The 18370-nt window shown below is 73.5% G+C and carries 17 protein-coding genes; 8 read left to right on the top strand and 9 right to left on the bottom strand.

Annotated elements, in window-relative coordinates:
• Nucleotides 1-39: 39 nt before the first annotated feature.
• From ACFWB8_RS24315 to ACFWB8_RS24305, 3 genes are all read right to left on the bottom strand, one after another.
• On the bottom strand, nucleotides 40-1467 hold the full coding sequence (locus ACFWB8_RS24315) for a dihydrolipoyl dehydrogenase family protein (RefSeq protein ID WP_385230823.1): 1428 nt from the start codon (nucleotides 1465-1467) through the stop codon (nucleotides 40-42).
• Nucleotides 1468-1601: 134 nt separating this feature from the next.
• A complete protein-coding gene (locus ACFWB8_RS24310; RefSeq protein WP_385230794.1) occupies nucleotides 1602-2546 on the bottom strand; it encodes an rRNA adenine N-6-methyltransferase family protein in 945 nt (314 codons plus the stop codon).
• Nucleotides 2522-2824 carry a hypothetical protein gene (locus tag ACFWB8_RS24305; protein WP_385230791.1) on the bottom strand — a complete coding sequence of 101 codons (303 nt, stop codon included), beginning with the start codon at nucleotides 2822-2824 and terminating at the stop codon, nucleotides 2522-2524. Before ACFWB8_RS24305 ends, ACFWB8_RS24310 begins: the two co-directional genes overlap by 25 nt.
• 789 nt (nucleotides 2825-3613) lie before the next feature.
• On the opposite strand from ACFWB8_RS24305, the gene ACFWB8_RS24300 reads away from it, so the two are divergent.
• Nucleotides 3614-4459 carry a helix-turn-helix domain-containing protein gene (locus ACFWB8_RS24300; protein WP_385230788.1) on the top strand — a complete coding sequence of 282 codons (846 nt, stop codon included), beginning with the start codon at nucleotides 3614-3616 and terminating at the stop codon, nucleotides 4457-4459.
• A gap of 15 nt (nucleotides 4460-4474) precedes the next feature.
• Nucleotides 4475-5032, top strand: coding sequence for a class IV adenylate cyclase (cyaB, locus tag ACFWB8_RS24295; protein WP_385230785.1), 558 nt, complete (start codon nucleotides 4475-4477; stop codon nucleotides 5030-5032).
• 169 nt (nucleotides 5033-5201) lie between these two features.
• On the opposite strand, the gene ACFWB8_RS24290 is transcribed toward cyaB, so the two are convergent.
• From ACFWB8_RS24290 to ACFWB8_RS24270, 5 genes are all read right to left on the bottom strand, one after another.
• Nucleotides 5202-5528 (bottom strand): hypothetical protein, encoded by a 327-nt coding sequence (locus tag ACFWB8_RS24290; protein ID WP_385230782.1) that lies wholly within the window; start codon nucleotides 5526-5528, stop codon nucleotides 5202-5204.
• 40 nt (nucleotides 5529-5568) lie between these two features.
• Entirely contained in the window at nucleotides 5569-5961 is a 393-nt protein-coding gene (locus ACFWB8_RS24285; protein ID WP_385230779.1) for a thioredoxin family protein, read from the bottom strand.
• 71 nt (nucleotides 5962-6032) lie between these two features.
• The gene (locus ACFWB8_RS24280; RefSeq protein ID WP_385230776.1) at nucleotides 6033-7472 is read right to left on the bottom strand and encodes an aldehyde dehydrogenase family protein; all 1440 of its coding nucleotides are present in this window, start codon (nucleotides 7470-7472) and stop codon (nucleotides 6033-6035) included.
• A 144-nt stretch (nucleotides 7473-7616) separates the two neighbouring features.
• Entirely contained in the window at nucleotides 7617-8816 is a 1200-nt protein-coding gene (locus ACFWB8_RS24275) for a thiolase family protein (RefSeq protein ID WP_385230773.1), read from the bottom strand.
• Between the two features lie 236 nt (nucleotides 8817-9052).
• Nucleotides 9053-10060, bottom strand: coding sequence for a LacI family DNA-binding transcriptional regulator (locus tag ACFWB8_RS24270; RefSeq protein ID WP_385230770.1), 1008 nt, complete (start codon nucleotides 10058-10060; stop codon nucleotides 9053-9055).
• A gap of 776 nt (nucleotides 10061-10836) precedes the next feature.
• Here ACFWB8_RS24270 and ACFWB8_RS24265 point away from each other — a divergent pair.
• Nucleotides 10837-12237 (top strand): amidase, encoded by a 1401-nt coding sequence (locus tag ACFWB8_RS24265; protein ID WP_385230767.1) that lies wholly within the window; start codon nucleotides 10837-10839, stop codon nucleotides 12235-12237.
• Between the two features lie 89 nt (nucleotides 12238-12326).
• Nucleotides 12327-12788: a type II toxin-antitoxin system PemK/MazF family toxin gene (locus ACFWB8_RS24260; RefSeq protein WP_385230764.1), complete on the top strand. Its 462-nt coding sequence runs from the start codon at nucleotides 12327-12329 to the stop codon at nucleotides 12786-12788.
• A 34-nt stretch (nucleotides 12789-12822) separates the two neighbouring features.
• Here ACFWB8_RS24260 and ACFWB8_RS24255 read toward each other — a convergent pair whose 3' ends face one another.
• Nucleotides 12823-13656, bottom strand: coding sequence for a TIGR02452 family protein (locus ACFWB8_RS24255; RefSeq protein ID WP_385230761.1), 834 nt, complete (start codon nucleotides 13654-13656; stop codon nucleotides 12823-12825).
• A gap of 108 nt (nucleotides 13657-13764) precedes the next feature.
• On the opposite strand from ACFWB8_RS24255, the gene egtA reads away from it, so the two are divergent.
• Genes egtA through egtD form a run of 4 tightly spaced genes read left to right on the top strand, consistent with a single transcriptional unit; the run spans nucleotide 13765 to nucleotide 18248 of the window.
• On the top strand, nucleotides 13765-15135 hold the full coding sequence (egtA, locus tag ACFWB8_RS24250; RefSeq protein ID WP_385230758.1) for an ergothioneine biosynthesis glutamate--cysteine ligase EgtA: 1371 nt from the start codon (nucleotides 13765-13767) through the stop codon (nucleotides 15133-15135).
• Nucleotides 15132-16442, top strand: a complete 1311-nt coding sequence (gene egtB / locus ACFWB8_RS24245) for an ergothioneine biosynthesis protein EgtB (protein WP_385230755.1) — start codon at nucleotides 15132-15134, stop codon at nucleotides 16440-16442. Before egtA ends, egtB begins: the two co-directional genes overlap by 4 nt.
• Entirely contained in the window at nucleotides 16442-17221 is a 780-nt protein-coding gene (gene egtC / locus ACFWB8_RS24240; RefSeq protein WP_385230752.1) for an ergothioneine biosynthesis protein EgtC, read from the top strand. Before egtB ends, egtC begins: the two co-directional genes overlap by 1 nt.
• The gene (egtD, locus tag ACFWB8_RS24235) at nucleotides 17214-18248 is read left to right on the top strand and encodes an L-histidine N(alpha)-methyltransferase (RefSeq protein WP_385230749.1); all 1035 of its coding nucleotides are present in this window, start codon (nucleotides 17214-17216) and stop codon (nucleotides 18246-18248) included. Before egtC ends, egtD begins: the two co-directional genes overlap by 8 nt.
• Nucleotides 18249-18370 lie beyond the last annotated feature (122 nt).

Raw genomic sequence — 18370 nt, 5'->3', positions numbered from 1 at the left:
GCTACTCGGCGGCGGCGGGTCGGCTCCGCCCGGTTTTCCTCAACCGCGGTACGCCTCCAGCAGCCTGAGCCAGACCTCGCTGATCGTCGGGAAAGCCGGAACCGCGTGCCAGAGCCGCTCGATCGGCACCTCCCCCGCGACCGCGATGGTGGCCGCGTGCAGGAGTTCGGCGGCGCCCGGACCGACGAAGGTGGCGCCGAGCAGGACCTCGCGGTCCAGGTCCACGACCATGCGGGCCCGCCCGCGGTACCCGTCGGCGTACAGGCCCGCGCCCGAGACCTTCCCGAGGTCGTGGTCGACGGCGCGGACCCGGTGGCCGGCCCGCTCGGCCTCCGCGAGGGTCAGTCCCACGGCCGCGGCCTCCGGGTCGGTGAACACCGCCTGCGGGAGGGCCAGCGCATCGGCCGTCGCCGCGTGCGCGCCCCAGCGGCCGGTGTCGAGGCCCGCGCCCGCCGCTCGGGCGGCGATGGCGGCGCCCGCGATCCGGGCCTGGTACTTGCCCTGGTGGGTGAGCAGGGCCCGGTGGTTGACGTCACCGACCGCGTAGAGCCAGTCGTGTCCGGGGACCCGGCAGGTGTCGTCCACCGCGATCCAGTCGCCGGGGGTCAGGCCGACCGTTTCCAGCCCGATGTCCTCGGTCCGCGGCGAGCGGCCGGTGGCCATCAGCAGTTCGTCGCCCTCCAGACTCTCGCCGCCGGCCAGGACCACCGTGACCGGCCCGGTCGACCCGTCCCGTACGACCGCCTCGACCTCGACCCCGGTACGCACCACCGCGCCGGCCTCGCGCAGTGCCTCGGCGACCAGCTCCCCGGCGAAGGGCTCCATGCGCGGCAGCAGCCGGGAGCCCCGTACGAGCACGGTGACCTCGGAGCCCAGCGCCTGCCAGGCGGTCGCCATCTCGGCGGCCACGACCGAACCTCCGACGATCAGCAGCCGGCCCGGCGCCGCCTGCGCGGAGGTGGCCTCGCGGCTGGTCCACGGCCGGGCCTCCGCGATGCCGGGCAGCCCGGGGACCACGGCCCGGGTGCCGGTGGCGACGACCACGGCCTGCCGGGCGGAGAGTACGTGGTGCTCCCCCTCGGGGCTGGTGACGGCGACCTTCCGCACGCCGTACAGCCGGCCGTGGCCGCGGTAGACGTGCGCGCCGATGGAGTCCAGCCAGTCGATCTGGCCGTCGTCCTTCCAGCTGCCGGTCCAGTAGTCGCGGTGCGCGAACACCGCCGCCGCGTCCAGCGGGCCCCCGACGGCGCCGGCGAGGCCGGGCACCCGGCGTGCGTCGGCCCTGGCCAGGGCGGGGCGCAGCAGCGCCTTGCTCGGCACGCAGGCCCAGTACGAGCACTCACCGCCGACGAGCTCGCTCTCGACCAGGGCCGTGCTCAGGCCCGCGGCGCGGGTCCGGTCCACGATGTTCTCGCCGGCCGGACCCCCGCCGAGCACCACTACGTCGTACTCCACCGCTTCCGACATAGACACCTTCCAAGGGTTCCAGAGGGTCCACCAGGACCCGCAGGAATCCCGGTCAGGGGCTCATATCCCGTCACTGTACGTGTGGTCTGTGAGACACGCGTGAGATGACGGGCGGCCCCGGCGTGGTGACCTCATCACCCGCCGGGGCCTTGATCCAGACCCTTGCTTGGATCATCGAGCCACACCCGCTGACCGGTGGCGTCGATCGAGACGCCGTAGCGGGTGATGTGGGGGCGGCCCTGTTCCTCGTACCAGGTGTACGCCGCGGTGACCTCGGCCCACAGGTCGCGCGGTCCCCACGAGCGGACTGCGTCCTCTTCCCACCAGTCGCCGTAACGGACGATCGTGGCCGACGTGCCGGCCTCGTCGACGAACTGAACCTGCCGGCCGTCGCCCTCCCCGCGGTGCGAGTACGAGACGTCCGGGACCTGGAGGCCGATGGCGAAGTCCTGGAGGTGGCCGCCGCTCAGGACCTGTGCCGGATCGATCGGTGAGCCCCGTCCGGTCGACTCCTGCGGGGTGTGGAGCTCGACCGCCGGCCGCTCGCTGCGGATCCACATGTACGCGGACTCGCCCACGAACCGGCCCCCGGCCTCGCCGTCTTGGACGCGGAGCCTGAGCAGTCCGGCGTTGCTGTACGCGGTCCCGAACGGCGTCAGGATCAGCCCTCCCCGGCACTGCTGCACCCACGCGTACGGCACCCGGCGGACTGCGGCCGTGCTGATGATCCGGTCGAACGGCGCCCGGTCCCGGACCCCCTTCAGCCCGTCGCCGCACGCAAGCGTCGGGGAGTAGCCGGCCGCCTTCAGGTTGACAGCGCCCCACTCGGCGATGTCCGGGTCGAGCTCCACGGCCGTGACGCCCTTCGACGTCACCCGCTCGCACAGCAACGCCGTGTGATAGCCGGAGCCGTAGCCGATCTCCAGCACGCGGTGCCCGGGCTGAAGGTCCAGGTGATGCAGCTTGCGCATCACGATGTCCAGCGCGGACACCGACGAGGTGAAGTCACCTGCGCCCGGACCGGGTTCCGTGTCCCCGTCATCGAGCTGCGTGATCACCGCCTGGTTCGGCTGCCACACCGCACGGCGCCAGGCCTCGGGTCCTCGTCACGCTCGACGAAGGTCCACAAGCCCTCCTCGTCCCGGACCGGCAGCCAGATCGCCTGAGGGACGAAGGCCTCCCGGTCAACCGCGTCGAAGGCCGTCGCCAGCCACGGCTCGCGCAGGAGCGCCGCGGCCTCCAGGGCCTCGCGGCAGATCTCCCGGTTCACTTCTTGCCCGGCGGCGGGGGCGGCGGCGTCGAGGGCGTCGAGGGCCGGCTCCCGTCGGGGCTCGACGGCTGGGAGGGAGGCCTCCACGGCCTGTCCTGCGGCTGTCCGGCGTGCTTGCCATCGCTCATCGCGGTCTCCTATCGCTTCGGTGAATCGTGCGGGGTGCCCGCCCCGGGCGGGGCGGGAGTCAGTGGGGTCAGCCAGCCAGGATCACGGCGTACGGGTCCTGGCGTGCTCGCTCACCGGCCGCTTGACCTGATCGGCTTGCATGCCGGGTCGCCGGGCCAGTGGGAGTACTGGTCCGGCCGGGCCCCGGACGACGAGTGCACCGCGGTCGCCATCGGCGCGCCCTTGATCGGCTGGTCACAGCGGCAGCAGATGTACGTCACTCGTCCTCCTGTGGTTCCGGGCAGGCCCACACCTCGGCGTCAACCTTGTGGGCGCCGTGACAGCCTTCCACCCAGCCGCGGGACACGGCACCTACGGTGAGGCTCTTGCCGCAGGCACAGCACGCCCGGCCGGCGGCCTGCTCCGCGGTGAGCTCGTTACGAGCGGGCAACGGCGCTTCCAGGCAGCGCAGAGCGACCGCAGCCCGCGTCACGACCGGCGTCCGCGCGGGGTGAGGCGGCGCTGTTCCCGGCAGGGCGCGCACGCGTACATCAGGACCGGCGGCCCACACGATCGGGCAGCGAACTGGATGGGCAGGGCGGTCGCGGAGGAGCCGCGGTGCCAGTGGCACCAGTTGACCGGGCTTGCCTGAGCTTGCGCTGTCATGCAGTCAGGATCTTGTGACGCGGCGTACACGCTCGATACCCGAGCGGTAATCTCACCGTGGGATGGCTTCCCATCTCACACCCGGATGAGCAGAGGCCGGCCGTGACAACACCGCTCGTACCGACCACGCTTCCGAACTGGGCATGGGAGCGCGCGGACGTGCGCCAGGCCCTCCGCGCCCGCGATGTGGGCGCCGTGTTCCGGTACGTGCAGCAGTACAGCGGGGCCAGCCAGGCCCGCATCGCCGCGGCAGTCGGCATGACGCAGGCCCGCGTGAACGAGATCATCAACCGGGGCCGCGAAGTGTCCCGCCTGGATGTGTACGAGCGGATCGCCGACGGGCTGAACATGCCGGACGACGCACGGCACTTACTCGGCCTGGCGGCCAGCCGGGAGAAGCGCTCCGGGGGCGCCGCGTTCGACCTCGCCGCGTTCCCAGAGGTGGTGCGCGTGTACTCCGCACAGGCCTCTGCGCGCGAGGAGATCCAGCAGCAGGCTCGCGCCGCGAAGGAACTGGACATCCTCGCCGTCCGCGGCCTCGGCCTGATCGGGCTGAATGACTCGATGCTGCGCGCCCACCTCGGCCGGCCGGACGGCGGCCTGCGGGTACGGGTGCTACTGCTCGACCCGGAGGGGCCCGCCCTAGCGCAACGGGCGGCCGAGATCGGGGAGTCAGCGGAGTCCCTCGCCAGCGGCGTGCGGCTGACCGAGGCCCGACTCCGGGAGCTTGCCGGGATCTGCGACATCGAGGTGTACCGGTACGCGACACTGCCGACGTGGCGGCTGATCCGAACCGACTCCACCCTGTTCGTCGGGACGTTCGATGCAGGGTGGGAAGGGCACGAGTCAGCCACCTACAAGGTCATGGCGACGCCGCACGGTCCGTTGTTCCGGGGCTTCCGGCGGATGTTCGAGGCGGTCATCGACGGAGCTGAGCGCACGGTCTGAGAAGGGGATGAGCAGATGATCGAGGCAGAGCTGAAGGCTTGCGTACACGCGCCCGAGGAGACGCTCCGGCAGCTTGATGAGCGTGCCGACGGCCGGGCCGAGGTGTACCAGGACACCTACTACGACACCCCGGACGGGGCGTTGGAGGCCCGTGACGAGGAGCTGCGGGTCCGGACCGTTCACGGTGCGGAGGACACCCGCACGGTCCTCACGTACAAGGGAGCCCGCGTGGATGAGGAGTCTGGGTCGAAGCCGGAACATGAGACCCGCGTCGAGGACGCCGAGGCCGTACACGCGATGCTCCGCGGCCTCGGCTACGTCCCGGCCATCGCCTTTGAGAAGCGCTGCCGGAACTACGACTTCGAGGCCCACGGCCGGCGCATGCTCGCCACCCTGGTCCGGGTCCCCGAGGTGGACGGGACGTTCCTGGAGCTGGAGACGCTAGCAGAGGAGAAGGACGTCACGGCGGCGCTGAACGACGTGCGCGCCGTTCTGGCGGACCTCGGCATCGGCGACGAGGATCTGACACGCGAGCTGTACACGGACGCCGTACGGGCCCGTAGGACCGCGTAGCGCGAAGGTGCCCGGCCCATCGTGCAGTCGGGCCGGGCGGGGTGCGGATCGGCGGGTCAGCGTGGCTCAGGGGTCATGCGGAGCGCGTCGGTCAGGCCGGGCACGTCAGCCTGTAGCCGCTCGATGACGTGCTCAAAGGGGGCGTTGAACACTTCTCGGGCCTCGACGATCAAGGACCGTTGCCCTCCATCGCCAAGGCCAGCACGGCCGCGGCCACGCGGCCCGGCCGGACCGCGTTGGCAACGCCCTCGCCGAGGACCGCAACGTGCGCGGGGTAGGTCTGCGCACGGAAGCCGTACGCGGACGAGGGCCACGGGCCGGCAGTCGGGTCAGCACCCTTCAGCTCCTCGTTGATGCCGACGGCCCGCACAGCCAGTGCATGGATCCGCTCGGTACGGCTGACGGTGACCGTGACGACATGCTCCAGCGCGGCCACAGCGGCCCGTGCGGCGTCAGTCAGGGGTTGCATGTCGTTGTAGAACACCGCTTCAGTCATGCGGGCCAGTGTCACCGGCGGCACCGGGCCCGTCACGCGCTCAGGCGTCCGGCGTGCCGGGCTCCTCGGGGTGCTCGCGGTCCGCGGCGATCTTCGCCCGCACCTCGTCCATGTCCAGGGCGCGGGCCTGCTCGATCAGGTCCGTGAGCGCCGCCTCGGGCAGCGCGCCGGGCTGGGAGAAGATGGCCACCTGGTCGCGGACGATCATCAGCGTCGGGATCGAGCTGATCTGGAAGGCGCCGGCCAGCTCCTGCTGGGCCTCGGTGTCCACCTTCGCGAAGACCAGGTCCGGATTCGCCTCCGCGGCCTTCTCGTAGACCGGGGCGAACTGCAGGCAGGGACGGCACCAGCCCGCCCAGAAGTCGATCAGAACGAACGGGTTCTCGCTCACCGTCCGGTCGAAGTTCTCCTTGGTGAGTTCGACAGTAGCCACGGTATCCAAACCTCCTGAAATGCTGCTTGTGCTCCTTGAACGAACGACCCGCCCGCAGCATTCCTGGCAGGTCAGAACGGGTGGCCGCCCGGCGTGGCGCGCACCGTCGTCCAGCGCAGCTCCGTGAAGGCGTCGAGGTTCGCCTCGCCGCCGAAGCGGGCGCCGGTGCCCGAGTCGCCGGTCCCGCCGAAGGGGGCCACCGCCTCGTCGTTGACCGTCTGGTCGTTGATGTGGACCGTTCCCGTCGGGATCCGCGCCGCCAGGTCCAGGCCGCGCGCCGCGTCCCGGGTCACGATCCCGAGCGCGAGGCCGTACGGACCGGCCGCGGCCAGCGCCACCGCCTCCTCCTCCGTCGCGAAGGACCGCACGGGCGCCACCGGACCGAAGACCTCCTCGGTGTAGGCGGGGGTGTCGTCCCCGACGCCCGCCAGCACCGTCGGCCGGTAGAACAGGCCTCGGTGCGTGCCGCCCGCGACGAGCTTGGCGCCCTGCGAGGTGCTGGCCTCCACCAGGGCGTGGACCCGCTCCAGCTGGTCGCCGTCGATCAGCGGGCCCAGGTGCACCTGCTCGCGGTACGGGTCCCCGACGGCGAGGGCCTCGGCCCGCGCGGCGAGCCGCTCCACGTACTCGTCGTACAGCGAGGCGTGTACGAGGTGCCGCCCGGCCGTCATGCACACCTGCCCCTGGTGGAAGAAGGAGCCCCAGGAGGCTTGCGCGACGGCGGCCTCGACATCGGCGTCCCGGAGCACGACCAGCGCGGAGTTCCCGCCCAATTCCAGGTGCGCGCGGGTGAGGTGACGCCCCGCCAGTTCCGCGACGGAGCGGCCGCTCGCGGTGGACCCGGTGAACGAGACCACCCGGACGAGGGGGTCGGCGACGATCGCGGCCCCCGTCCCGGCCCCGCCGGGCAGTACCTGGAGCAGGCCGCCCGGCAGACCGGCCGCGGCGAGGACGGCGGCGAGCGCGAGGCCTCCGCACACGGCGGTGCGCCGGTCCGGCTTGAGCAGCACCGCGTTGCCGAGCGCCAGCGCCGGCGCGACCGAACGGACCGCGAGGACCAGCGGGACGTTGAACGGGGCCACCACCCCGACCACCCCGGCGGGCACCCGCCGGGTGAAGGAGAGCCGGGGCTCCTCGCTCGGCAGCACCTGACCGGTCGGGCGCGAGGCCAGCGCGGCGGCCTCGTAGCACTCCTGCGCGGCCACGTGGAGCTCGAAGTCGGCCTTGCCGGGTATCGACCCGGACTCCCGCACCAGCCAGTCCCGCAGCTCGTCGGCGTGTACGGAGAACAGGTCCCCGGCGCGGCGCAGCACCGCGGCCCGCTCCAGGTGGGTGGTTCGCGCCCACTCCCGCTGCGCGGCCCCGGCCCGTACGGCCGCCTGGGCGACGTCGGCGGGGGCGGCCAGGTCCAGGGTGGCCAGGGTGCGGCCGGTGGCGGGTTCGAGCACCGGGGCGGCGCCGCCGGTGAGGGTGGGTCCGTCCTGCCAGAGCGTCGGATCGAGGAGCGGCATGGCGCGGGGCCTCCGGGTGGGGATGGCGGGCATGGGGCGGGGGCGGCACGCGCCATCGTGCCAGACCGGAGGCGTCACTTCTGTTCAGTTATTGGGCAGTTGACGGTCCATCATGACTTGAAATGATCGACCGTCCGCGTGTGCTCAGCGTTCGAGTACGAGCGCGATGCCCTGGCCCACGCCGATGCACAGCGCCGCCATGCCCGTGCCGGAGCCCGCCGCCGCCAGTTGGTGCGCCACCGATCCGGCCAGCCGGGCGCCCGAGGCGCCGAGCGGGTGGCCGATGGCGATGGCCCCGCCGCGCGGGTTGACCACCTTCGGGTCCAGCTCCGGCCACGCCGCCAGGCATCCCAGCGCCTGCGCCGCGAACGCCTCGTTGAGCTCGAAGGCTGCCAGATCGGCGAAACCGCGGCCGGACTTCTCGAGCGCCCGACGGACGGCCTCCACCGGGCCCAGCCCGAAGAGCTGCGGCTCGATCCCGGTGACGGCCGACGCGCTGATCCGGGCCAACGGCTCCCGGCCGGTGGCCGCCAGCCCCGCCTCGTCGGTCAACAGCAGGGCCGCGGCCCCGTCGTTGAGCGGGGAGGCGTTGGCGGCCGTGACCGTACCGGTGCCGTCCGACCGGAAGGCGGGCTTGAGGCGGGCCAGCGCCTCTGCGGTGGAACCCTCCCGGATGGACTCGTCCCGTACGAGGTCCACACCGGGGTACGCGACGACCTCGTCCTCATACAGCCCGGCGGCCCAGGCGGCCGCGGCGTTGCGGTGGCTCTCCAGCGCGAAGGCGTCCTGCGCCTCACGGGTGATGCCGTGCTTCTCGGCGATCAGCTCCGCGCCCTCGCCGAGGGAGCCGGTCCACTCCGCGGGCATGCGCGGGTTGGTCATCCGCCAGCCGAGGGTGGTGGACCACATCTGCTGGTGACCGGCCGGGAAGGCCCGCTCGGGCTTCTGCACCACCCAGGGCGCGCGGGTCATCGACTCGACGCCGCCCGCGATGGCGACGGAGGCGTCCCCGAGCGCGATGGCCCGGGCGGCCTGGATCACGGCCTCCAGACCGGACCCGCAGAGCCGGTTGACGGTGACCCCGGGCACGGTCACTGGCAGCCCCGCCAGCAGCACCGCCATCCGGGCCACGTCCCGGTTGTCCTCGCCCGCGCCGTTGGCGTCGCCGAAGACCACGTCGTCGATGCGCGCCGGGTCCAGTGCGGGCGTACGGTCCACGAGGGCGCGCACCACATGGGCGGCCAGGTCGTCGGGCCGGACCCCGGCGAAGGCGCCGCCGAACTTCCCGATCGGTGTGCGGACGGCGTCGACCACGTACACGTCGCGGACGGTGCGGATGCTCATGGGGGCTCTCCTGGGCGGATCCGTACGAGCGGCGGCGCCTCGGTACCGGTGTCGGCAGCCCGAAACGCCCCCGGGCACGCCCGGTGGGGCGCGCCCGCAGTCTCCGTCCGCCCGTCACCCCCTGTCAACGGGCTCCGGGCGGCGGCTGCGGGTCAGGACCACGGCCGGGGCCGGGGCCGGGGCCGGGGCCGGGGCCAGGGCCAGGGCCAGGGCCAGGGCCAGGGCCAGGGCCAGGCTCAGGTGGACTCGCGGTGGAGGGCGACCGCCGCCATCAGGTCGTGGCGTTCGGTGACCTCGGCGGGCTCCCGGACCGCCTGGTCCACCAGGGCCGCGAGATGGTCGCCGGTCGGCAGCTCGATCTGCACCGTGCTCAGCCGCGGCCGCAGCAGCCGGCCGATCAGCAGGTCGTCGGCGCCGATGACGGCGACGTCCTCGGGGATGCGCAGTCCCGCGTCGAGGAACGCCCGCATCAGCAGCATCGCGTACTCGTCGTTGTACGCGAACACCGCGTCCAGGCCGAGCGAGCCCCACCGGGCCGCGAGCGCCCCCGCCGACTCCTCCGAGTACGCCATCGGGAGCGCCCGGACCTCGGCGCCCTCGACGGACCGGGCGCCCTCCAGCCGCGGCGCGGAGAACAGCTCCAGGCCCTCCTCCTCGGGCACCACCACGCCGATCCGGCGCCGGCCCCGCTCCACCAGGTGCGCGGCGGCCCGGACGCCGACCTCCGTCTGGTCCATGACCAGCGCGTGCGCTCCGGGGACGCTCACCGGCCCCATCGTTATCACCGCCCGGGCCCCGGCCCGCTTGAGCGTGGCGACGTTGTGCGCGGAGAGGGTGATCTCGCCGAGGGAGATCACCGCGACCGGCCGCAGCTCGGCCCAGGCGCGCGCGGCCTCGTCGCCGCCGAGGCCGAGGCTGCCGTACTGGACCACCGTGTAGTCGAGGCGGCGCAGGGCCCACTGGAGCTCGTTCAGGAAGGTGCTGTACAGCGGCCCGATGGGCACGTGCGAGGCGGGCAGCAGCACGATCCGCGTGTGCCCGGCGCGCAGGCTGCGGGCGGCGGCGTGCGGGACGTACCCGAGCTCCTCCGCGGCCTCGCGCACCTTGCGGCGGGTCGGCTCGCTGATGCGCACGGCCTCCGCGTTGTTCAGCACGTACGAGACCGTCGCGCGCGACACGCCCGCACGTCGGGCCACGTCGGCGCTGGTCGGCGCGGGGGGCGGGGTGTTCGGTGACTGAGACATTGCCGTGGCATCTTTCCAGACCGGTTGCGACAGAGGGCTGGCGGATGGCCGGAAGCGAATGCCCCAACCGGCGCGTCCCCTCCGCGGGCCCCGACCGGGTGCCCAGGAGCACCCGCGGCAGGGCCTCGGCAGCCGTCGGCCTGGGCCTGCCCTTCGGCTCCGCCCTCGGCGCCCTGCCCGGCGCCGCCTTCTGCGAGGACTACCGCACCGGCTCCCTCGTCTTCGGCGCGCTCGGCGCGGGCGCGGCGGTGCTGATGCCGCTGACCAGCGTGGCGATGGCCGTCCACACCGTGGTCGGCGGCTACCACTCCGACCGGTTCGACCGCTTCCGGCCGTGTCGGCCCGTTGGACGGCCATGCGGGCCTTCGCCGTCGTCAACGGGATCGCCTTCGGCTGCTACATGGCCGTGGACACCGCAAACCCGGCCTGTGGCGCGCATCGGGCGATCCTCCGGCAGATCCCCGGCCGTCGTCCTGCGATCTCCTTCCCCCTCTCCACTCACCGATCCGCCCGAGGTGCTTGCCCGGTCCAGAGCCGCTCCGAGGGAGAAGATCCGTGCGATGAACCCGCGTCGGGGACTTCAGCGGCTCTACGGCGTCCTTGGAGGGATGGGTCCAGCAGCTCTCGACCGGTCCCCTTTACCGTCTCTTTCTACCGATCGGTAATGGGGAGGTCCGGTGTCGGTTACTTCTATTTCCAGTGTTTCCGTTGGCTCAACGGGCTTGGCGCCTTCGAGTCCATTCATCCCGAGGTCCACTTCCGCGGTGCTTTCCGCCATGCCTTCCGCCTTGCCCTCCGGCCTGGCGGAAATGGCGGCCGCGCTCGCCGAAGGCAGCGTTTCCGCACGGCAGTTGACGGAGCGGACGCTGCGCCGCATCGCCGCCGCGCAGCCGGAGCTCAACGCCTTCCGGATCGTCCGCGCCGAGGCCGCCCTCGCGGAGGCCGACGCGGCGGACCGGCGGCTCGCCGCCGGGGAGCGGCTGCCGCTGCTGGGGGTGCCGATCGCCGTCAAGGACGACATGGACGTGGCCGGGGAGCCGACCGCGTTCGGCTGCGCAGGGGAGTTCCCGCCGAAGGCCGCGGACAGCGAAGCGGTACGAAGGCTGCGCGCGGCCGGCGCGGTCATCGTCGGCAAGACCCAGACCCCGGAGTTGGGCCAGTGGCCCGTCACCGAGAGCCGGGCCTTCGGGGAGACCCGCAACCCCTGGAACCCCGGCTACACGCCCGGCGGCTCCTCGGGCGGCTCGGCCGCGGCCGTCGCCGCCGGGCTGGTGCCGGCGGCGCTGGGCTCCGACGGGGCGGGGTCGATCCGCATTCCCGCGGCCTGGACCCACCTGATCGGGGTGAAGCCGCAGCGCGGACGCATTTCCACCTGGCCGGAGCCCGAGGCCTTCCACGGGCTCACGGTCAACGGCGTACTGGCCCGCACCGTCGCCGACGCGGCGCTCCTGCTGGACGCCGCGAGCGGCCCGAACCCGGGCGACCTGCACTGCCCGCCGCAGATCTCGGCGGTGGAGGCGGTCAGGCGCGCCCCGCGCCGGATGCGGATCGCGCTGTCGTTCGGGATGCCGTTCACGGCCACGCCCAAGTCCCTTGACCCCGAGGTCCGTTCGGCGGTGGAGCGGCTGGCCGGGCGGCTGGAGTCGCTGGGCCACGAGGTCGTCCCCGAGGACCCCCGCTACGGCCTGATCGGCCTGAGCTTCGTACCCCGCGGCACCGGGGGCGTACGGGAGTGGGCCTCCCGGGTCCCCGACCCGGCGCTGCTGGATCCGCGCACCCGGGAGTCGGCGCGCACGGGCCGGCTGCTGGGCGGCCTGCCGCTACGGGTGTCCCGCCGGGCGGAGGAGGGCCTGCGCAAGCGGGTGGGCCGGATCTTCGGGCGGTTCGACGTGGTGCTCACCCCGACGACGGCCACACCACCCCTGCGGATCGGGGCCCTGGCGGGGCTGGGCGCCATGGCCACGGACCGGGCGATGATCGCCGCGGCCCCGTACGCCTGGACCTGGAACGTCCTTGGCTGGCCGGGAGTCAACGTCCCGGCGGGCTTCACCACCGACGGCCTCCCCCTCGGAGCCCAACTCCTGGGCGGCTACGGCTCGGAGCCCCGCCTGCTGAGCCTGGCGGCTGAATTGGAGGCGGCGGAGGGCTGGGCCGCGAGGTGGCCGGGAGTGGGGTGACCCCACGACCGGCGAGAGCCGACCCGCGGGAGCCGACCCGCGAGAGCCGGTCCCGCGACCCCCGCCCCCGACCCAGTAACCTCACCCGGATGACGGCACTTTCACACCACGGCTCCGGCCACGTCGAGCAGCCCGGCCGTGACGGCGGGACGGCCACCACCGAGGCGGATCCGCACGCCATCGGCCCGGTGCAGACCTCGTACGCCCCCGACCGTGACGGGGACCCCGATCCCGGCGAGATCGTCTGGACCTGGGTCCCCTTCGAGGAGAACGACGGGCGGGGCAAGGACCGGCCCGTGCTGGTCGTGGCGCGGGAGGCGGGCGGGACCCTGCTCGCGGTGCAGCTCTCCAGCAAGCGGCACGACCACGACCGGGAGTGGGTCCCCATCGGGACCGGGCCGTGGGACGGCGCCGGCCGGGAGTCCTGGGTGGACGTGGACCGGGTGCTGAGGGTGCACGAGGCGGGCATGCGGCGCGAGGCGTGCGCCCTGGACCGCGGCCGGTTCCAGCTGGTCGTGGACCGACTGCGCGAGCGCTACGGCTGGCGGTAGCCGGGCGGGAGGGCGGCCCGGCCCGGTCCGCGGGTCAGGCAGCCCATCCCCGGAACGCGCGCTCGAAGGCCTCCCGCGGCTGCGGCTTGCGGTCGAGCACGCCGAACACCACCCGTTCGAACACCCCCGCGAAGCGGCCGGCCAGGAGCGCCCGGAAGGCCTCCGCCACCTCGGCCGGGTCGTTCTGGAAGACCCCGCACCCCCAGGCGCCCAGCACGAGCCGCCGGTAGCCGTGCAGCGCCGCCACCTCGAGGACGAGTTCCGCGCGGCGGGCCAGGGCCGCCGGGATCTCGGCCGCCCGCTCTGGTTCCTGGCGCCGGATCGTGCCCGCGTTCGGGGCCGGGGAGGTGAGGAAGCCCGCCCGGAACGGGGTCTCCAGCAGTTCGCCCCGGTCGTCGCGGAAGACGGGCACCCCGGGCGAGTGAATCACCCGGTCGGTGTAGAAGGTGCTGCGTTCGGCGCGGTGGACCTCGTAGTACTCCGGTGCCTCCAGCAGGGTCTCGTAGAGGGCCGACGCGCGGCACAGCGCCTCCTCCTGGGCCTTGGCCCCGCGGACGTACCCGCCCCCGGGATTGCGGGCCGAAGCGAAGTTCAGCACCGCGACCGGGGAGGCCTCGGGCCAGTCGGACGCGAGCCTGCGGGCTGCGACCGTGCTGCTCTCGTCCGTGACCTCCACGGCCGTCGTGCCGACTCCGGCAGGAAGGTTCTCATCTGGAATGACCTGGTTTGGTCCATATATCCTGGTTCCTGCCTTGGCTTCCGCCACGGCGGCGGCGAGCGACAGCTGCCGTCCCGACGGCGTCCGGTAACACCCGGCCGCCACGATCTCCGCGTTCTCCCGCGCGATCTCGCGCAATCTGCTGCTCATGCCGTGATCTTCCGCGCCACCGGCATGCGGGGCAACGGGATTTGCGCCCGAAGGGACGGGTAGGCACGGGTGATGTCACGGCCGACGACAGGAGACGAGGACCCGGTCATGTCCCAAGACTCGCCCGCGCCCCACGCGCCGCACCGCGCACCGCCCCACGCGCTGCCCCGTGCACTGCCCGATGCACCACCCCCCGCGCCGCCCCGCGCCGACCGGACCCGCGACGCGCGGCTGACCGAAACCGCCGCCGAGGAGCTGATCCACGGCATCTGTTTCAAGACGGGCCCGCCCCGGCTCCTCGGTGCCGAGCTCGAATGGCTGGTGCTCGACGCCGAGCGCCCCGGGCAGCCCCTGCCCCACGAGCGGCTCGCCGCCGCGCACGACGCGGCCCGCGCCCTGCCGCTGCGTTCCCGGGTCACCGTCGAGCCCGGCGGGCAGCTGGAGCTCAGCTCGGCGCCCGCCGCCTCCCTCACCGAGTGCGTCAACGGCCTCCAGGCCGACCTGACCGCCGTACGGGGCGCCCTGCGCACCCAGGGCCTGGTCCTGGCCGGCCTCGGCCAGGACCCGCGCCGCCCGTACCGCCGGATGCTGACCAGCAGCCCGCGCTACGCGGCGATGGAGGCCTACTTCGACCGCACCGGCCCGGCCGGCCGGGCCATGATGTGCGCCACCGCTTCCGTACAGGTCTGCGTGGACGCCGGCCAGGAGGAACCGGGCCCGCTCGGCCACGGCCGGCGCTGGCGGCTCGCGCACCTCGTCGGCGCGGTGCTGGTCGCCGCGTTCGCCAACTCGCCCGGAGGCGTGGGCCCGTACGCCGGCTGGCGCTGTTCCCGCCAGGGCATCTGGAGCGACCTCGACACCCGGCGCACCCTGGCCCCGCCGCTGGACGCGGAGCCGCGGGCGGCGTGGACCCGGCAGGTGCTGGACACCGAGGTGATGTGCCTACGGTCCGAGGGTGACGGGCCCTGGACCGCGCCCCGGGGGCTGACCTTCCGCGACTGGCTCCGGACGGGCGGCCCGCGCCCGGTCACCGTCGAGGACCTGCACTACCACCTGACCACGCTGTTCCCTCCCGTACGCCCCCGCGGCCACCTCGAACTGCGCATGATCGACGCGCAGCCCGGTGACGACGGCTGGCTGGTCCCGGTCGCCGTCGTCCATGCGCTGTTCGACGACCCGGAGGCCGCCGAGACCGCGTACCGGGTGGCGAAGGCACTGGCCGACACCCACGGGCCACAGCCCGCGCCCCGCAATCCGCTGTGGCGCTCGGCCGCCCGCCACGGCCTGGCCGACCCGGAGCTGCGCGCGGCCGCCAAGGCCTGTTTCCGGGCCGCGGCCGGGGCGCTGCCCCGGCTCGGCGCGAGCGCCCATGTGCGGGACACCGTCGCGGAGTTCACCGACCGCTACGTACGACGCGGCCGCTGTCCGGCCGACGACCCGCCCCCGTACCGGCCGACCGGCGGGGAGGCGCTCGCATGACCACCGAACCGGAACTGCTGCGCGAGCGCGCCGTCCGCGCCCTGACCGAGGCCCGCGTCCGCACCGCCGGGCTCACCGACGCCGTGTCCGACCAGGACCTGACCGCCCAGCACTCCCCCCTCATGTCGCCCCTGGTCTGGGACCTGGCGCACATCGGGAACATGGAGGAGCTGTGGCTGCTGCGCCAGGTGGCGGGGCGCGAGTCGATGCGCCCCGAGATCGACCCGCTGTACGACGCCTTCGAGCATCCCCGCGCCGAGCGGCCGAAGCTGCCGCTGCTGGGGCCCGAGGAGGCCCGCCGGTACACGGCGGAGGTGCGCGGGCGGGTCTTCGACCTGCTGGAGCACACCCCGCTGGAGGGCACGGCCCTGCTGGCCGACGGCTATGTCTTCGGGATGATCGCCCAGCACGAGCAGCAGCACGACGAAACGATGTTGATCACCCATCAGCTACGGCAGGGGGCGGCGGTACTGGCCGCCCCGGATCCCGGACCCCCGCAGGGCCCCGCGCCGCGGGCGCGTGAAGTCCTGGTGCCGGGAGGCCCCTTCACGATGGGCACCTCCGCCGAGCCGTGGTCGCTGGACAACGAACGCCCTGCGCACACAGCGGACATCGGGCCGTTCTGGATCGACACGACTCCGGTGACCAATGCGCAGTACCAGGCATTCATGGCGGACGGCGGCTACCGCGAGGAGCGCTGGTGGGCCGCGGACGGGTGGCGGCAGATCCGCGGAAGCGGCATCGAGGCCCCGCTGTTCTGGCACCGCGAGGCGGACGAGTGGCTGCGCCGCCGCTTCGGCGTGATCGAGCCGGTGCCCGCCGACGAGCCGGTGCTGCACGTCAGCTGGTACGAGGCTGACGCCTATGCCCGCTGGGCGGGGCGCCGGCTGCCCACGGAGGCGGAGTGGGAGAAGGCCGCCCGCCACGACCCGGCGACCGGGCGCTCCACGCGCTACCCGTGGGGCGACGCGGACCCCACTCCCGCGCACGCCAATCTGGGCCAGCGCCATCTGCGCCCGGCCCCCGCGGGCAGCTATCCGGCCGGGGCGTCCCCGCTCGGGGTGCGCCAGCTGATCGGCGACGTGTGGGAGTGGACGTCCTCCGACTTCCTGCCCTACCCCGGATTCCGGGCGTTCCCGTACCGCGAGTACTCGGAGGTGTTCTTCGGCCCCGAGCACAAGGTGCTGCGCGGCGGCTCCTTCGCGGTGGACCCGGTGGCCTGCCGGGGCACGTTCCGCAACTGGGACCTGCCGGTGCGCCGGCAGATCTTCTCCGGCTTCCGGACCGCGCGGGACGGTGATGTCTGATGTGCCGTCACCTCGCGTACCTGGGACCGGTGGTACCGATGGGACGGCTGCTGAGCGAGCCCGAGCACTCGCTGGTGCGGCAGTCCTGGGAGCCCCGCCGACAGCGGCACGGCACCGTCAACGCCGACGGCTTCGGCATCGGCTGGTACGCGCAGGGCGACCCGGTGCCCGCCCGCTACCGGCGGGCCGGGCCGGTGTGGGGCGACCTCACCTTCGCCGACCTGGCCCGGGTGGTGCGCAGCGGTGCGCTGCTCGGGGCCATCCGGGACGCCACGTTCGCGGGGGCGGACGGCGAGGCCGCGGCGACGCCGTTCACGGCCGGACGGTGGCTGTTCAGCCACAACGGAATGCTGCGGGACTGGCCGGACGCGGTGGCTCCGGTGGCGGCCGCCCTGCCGCCCGAAGAACTGCTGTCGCTGGCCGCCCGCACCGATTCGGCGCTGATATGGGCGCTGGTCCTGCACCGGCTGCGCAGCGGCGACGATCTCGGCCCGGCGCTGGCCGGGCCCGTGCGGGAGCTGGCCGGGGCGGCGCCCGGCTCGCGGCTCAATCTGCTGCTGACCGACGGCGAGGCCATCGCGGCCACGGCCTGGGGGGATTCGCTCTGGTACCTGGCCGACGTACCGGGGCAGCGCACGGTGGTGGCGTCGGAGCCGTACGACGACGACTCGCGCTGGTGTGAAGTACCCGACCGGACCCTGCTGACCGCCACCCGGACGAGGGTCGAACTGACCTCGCTCAAGGAGGCCGCACCCAAGGAGGAGAAGCCCCGTGAGTGACTTCCTGCTGACCCGGACCCTCGACGAGCACGCCGCGGAAACGGCACTGCGCCACGACGTGCTGACCGGGCTGGCCCGGTCCCCCAAGGTGCTGCCGCCGAAGTGGTTCTACGACACCCGCGGCAGTGAACTCTTCGAGCAGATCACCCGGTTGCCCGAGTACTATCCGACGCGCGCCGAGCGGGAGATCCTGCTGGAGCGGGCCCGGGAGATCGCCTCGGTGAGCGGCGCCCGCACCCTGGTGGAACTGGGCTCCGGTTCCTCGGAGAAGACCCGGCACCTGATCGAGGCGATGCCCGCACTGGACACGTACGTGCCGGTCGATGTGAGCGAGAGCGCGCTCAAGGGCGCGGCGCAGACGCTGCTGGCGGCGCATTCGGGGCTGCGGGTGCACGCGTTGCTGGCCGATTTCACCAAGCCGCTGCGGCTGCCGGACTCCCCCGGACCGCGGCTGGTGGTGTTCCTGGGCGGCACGGTCGGGAACCTGCTGCCGCCGGAGCGTGCCGTGTTCCTGGCGGACGTGCGGGCGATGCTCGCGCCCGGGGACGCGCTGCTGATGGGCACGGACCTGGTGAAGGACGAGGCCGTGCTGGTGGCGGCGTACGACGATGCGCAGGGGGTGACGGCCGAGTTCAACAAGAACGTACTGACCGTCATCAACCGGGAGTTGGGGGCGGACTTCCACACCGCCGACTTCGCGCACGTGGCGGTGTGGAATCGGGAGCAGGAGTGGATCGAGATGCGGCTGCGGGCCCGGTCGGAGCTGCTGGTGAAGGTGCGGGAGCTGGATCTGGAGGTGCCCTTCGCGGTGGGTGAGGAGATCTTGACGGAGGTCTCCGCGAAGTTCCGTCAGGCGGGGGTGCGGAAGGAACTGGCGTCGGCTGGGCTTGAGTTGACCCACTGGTGGACGGATGCGGCGGGTCGCTTCGCACTGTCGCTGTCGGTCGCGAACGGGGTCGGCACCGACGGCCGTGAGGGTACGCCGGACAGCATCGGCCGCTCGGCCCCGCCGCACACGGCCGCCTGAGCGGCGGCCGCGAGGTCCCGCCGGTCCGCGTACCGGCCCGGCGGGATCCGCGGCAGCAGCAGGACCTCGGCCCGCACCCCGCGGGCCCGCGCGATCCGCCACAGCGAGGCGGTCAGCGGATC

The sequence above is a fragment of the Streptomyces sp. NPDC060031 genome (assembly GCF_042736805.1).
In the GTDB taxonomy this organism is placed as follows: Bacteria; Actinomycetota; Actinomycetes; order Streptomycetales; family Streptomycetaceae; genus Streptomyces.
Note: the sequence above shows the minus strand (reverse complement) of the source record. Positions and strands in the feature narration are given on the sequence as shown.

Excerpts from the sequence above, each read along its gene's own strand:
- ACFWB8_RS24315 (WP_385230823.1), bottom strand. The coding sequence starts at position 1,467 with ATGTCGGAAGCGGTGGAGTACGACGTAGTGGTGCTCGGCGGGGGTCCG.
- cyaB (WP_385230785.1), top strand. The coding sequence starts at position 4,475 with ATGATCGAGGCAGAGCTGAAGGCTTGCGTACACGCGCCCGAGGAGACG.
- ACFWB8_RS24290 (WP_385230782.1), bottom strand. The coding sequence starts at position 5,528 with ATGACTGAAGCGGTGTTCTACAACGACATGCAACCCCTGACTGACGCC.
- ACFWB8_RS24280 (WP_385230776.1), bottom strand. The coding sequence starts at position 7,472 with ATGCCGCTCCTCGATCCGACGCTCTGGCAGGACGGACCCACCCTCACC.
- ACFWB8_RS24275 (WP_385230773.1), bottom strand. The coding sequence starts at position 8,816 with ATGAGCATCCGCACCGTCCGCGACGTGTACGTGGTCGACGCCGTCCGC.
- ACFWB8_RS24270 (WP_385230770.1), bottom strand. The coding sequence starts at position 10,060 with ATGTCTCAGTCACCGAACACCCCGCCCCCCGCGCCGACCAGCGCCGAC.
- ACFWB8_RS24265 (WP_385230767.1), top strand. The coding sequence starts at position 10,837 with ATGCCTTCCGCCTTGCCCTCCGGCCTGGCGGAAATGGCGGCCGCGCTC.
- ACFWB8_RS24260 (WP_385230764.1), top strand. The coding sequence starts at position 12,327 with ATGACGGCACTTTCACACCACGGCTCCGGCCACGTCGAGCAGCCCGGC.
- ACFWB8_RS24255 (WP_385230761.1), bottom strand. The coding sequence starts at position 13,656 with ATGAGCAGCAGATTGCGCGAGATCGCGCGGGAGAACGCGGAGATCGTG.
- egtA (WP_385230758.1), top strand. The coding sequence starts at position 13,765 with ATGTCCCAAGACTCGCCCGCGCCCCACGCGCCGCACCGCGCACCGCCC.
- egtB (WP_385230755.1), top strand. The coding sequence starts at position 15,132 with ATGACCACCGAACCGGAACTGCTGCGCGAGCGCGCCGTCCGCGCCCTG.
- egtC (WP_385230752.1), top strand. The coding sequence starts at position 16,442 with ATGTGCCGTCACCTCGCGTACCTGGGACCGGTGGTACCGATGGGACGG.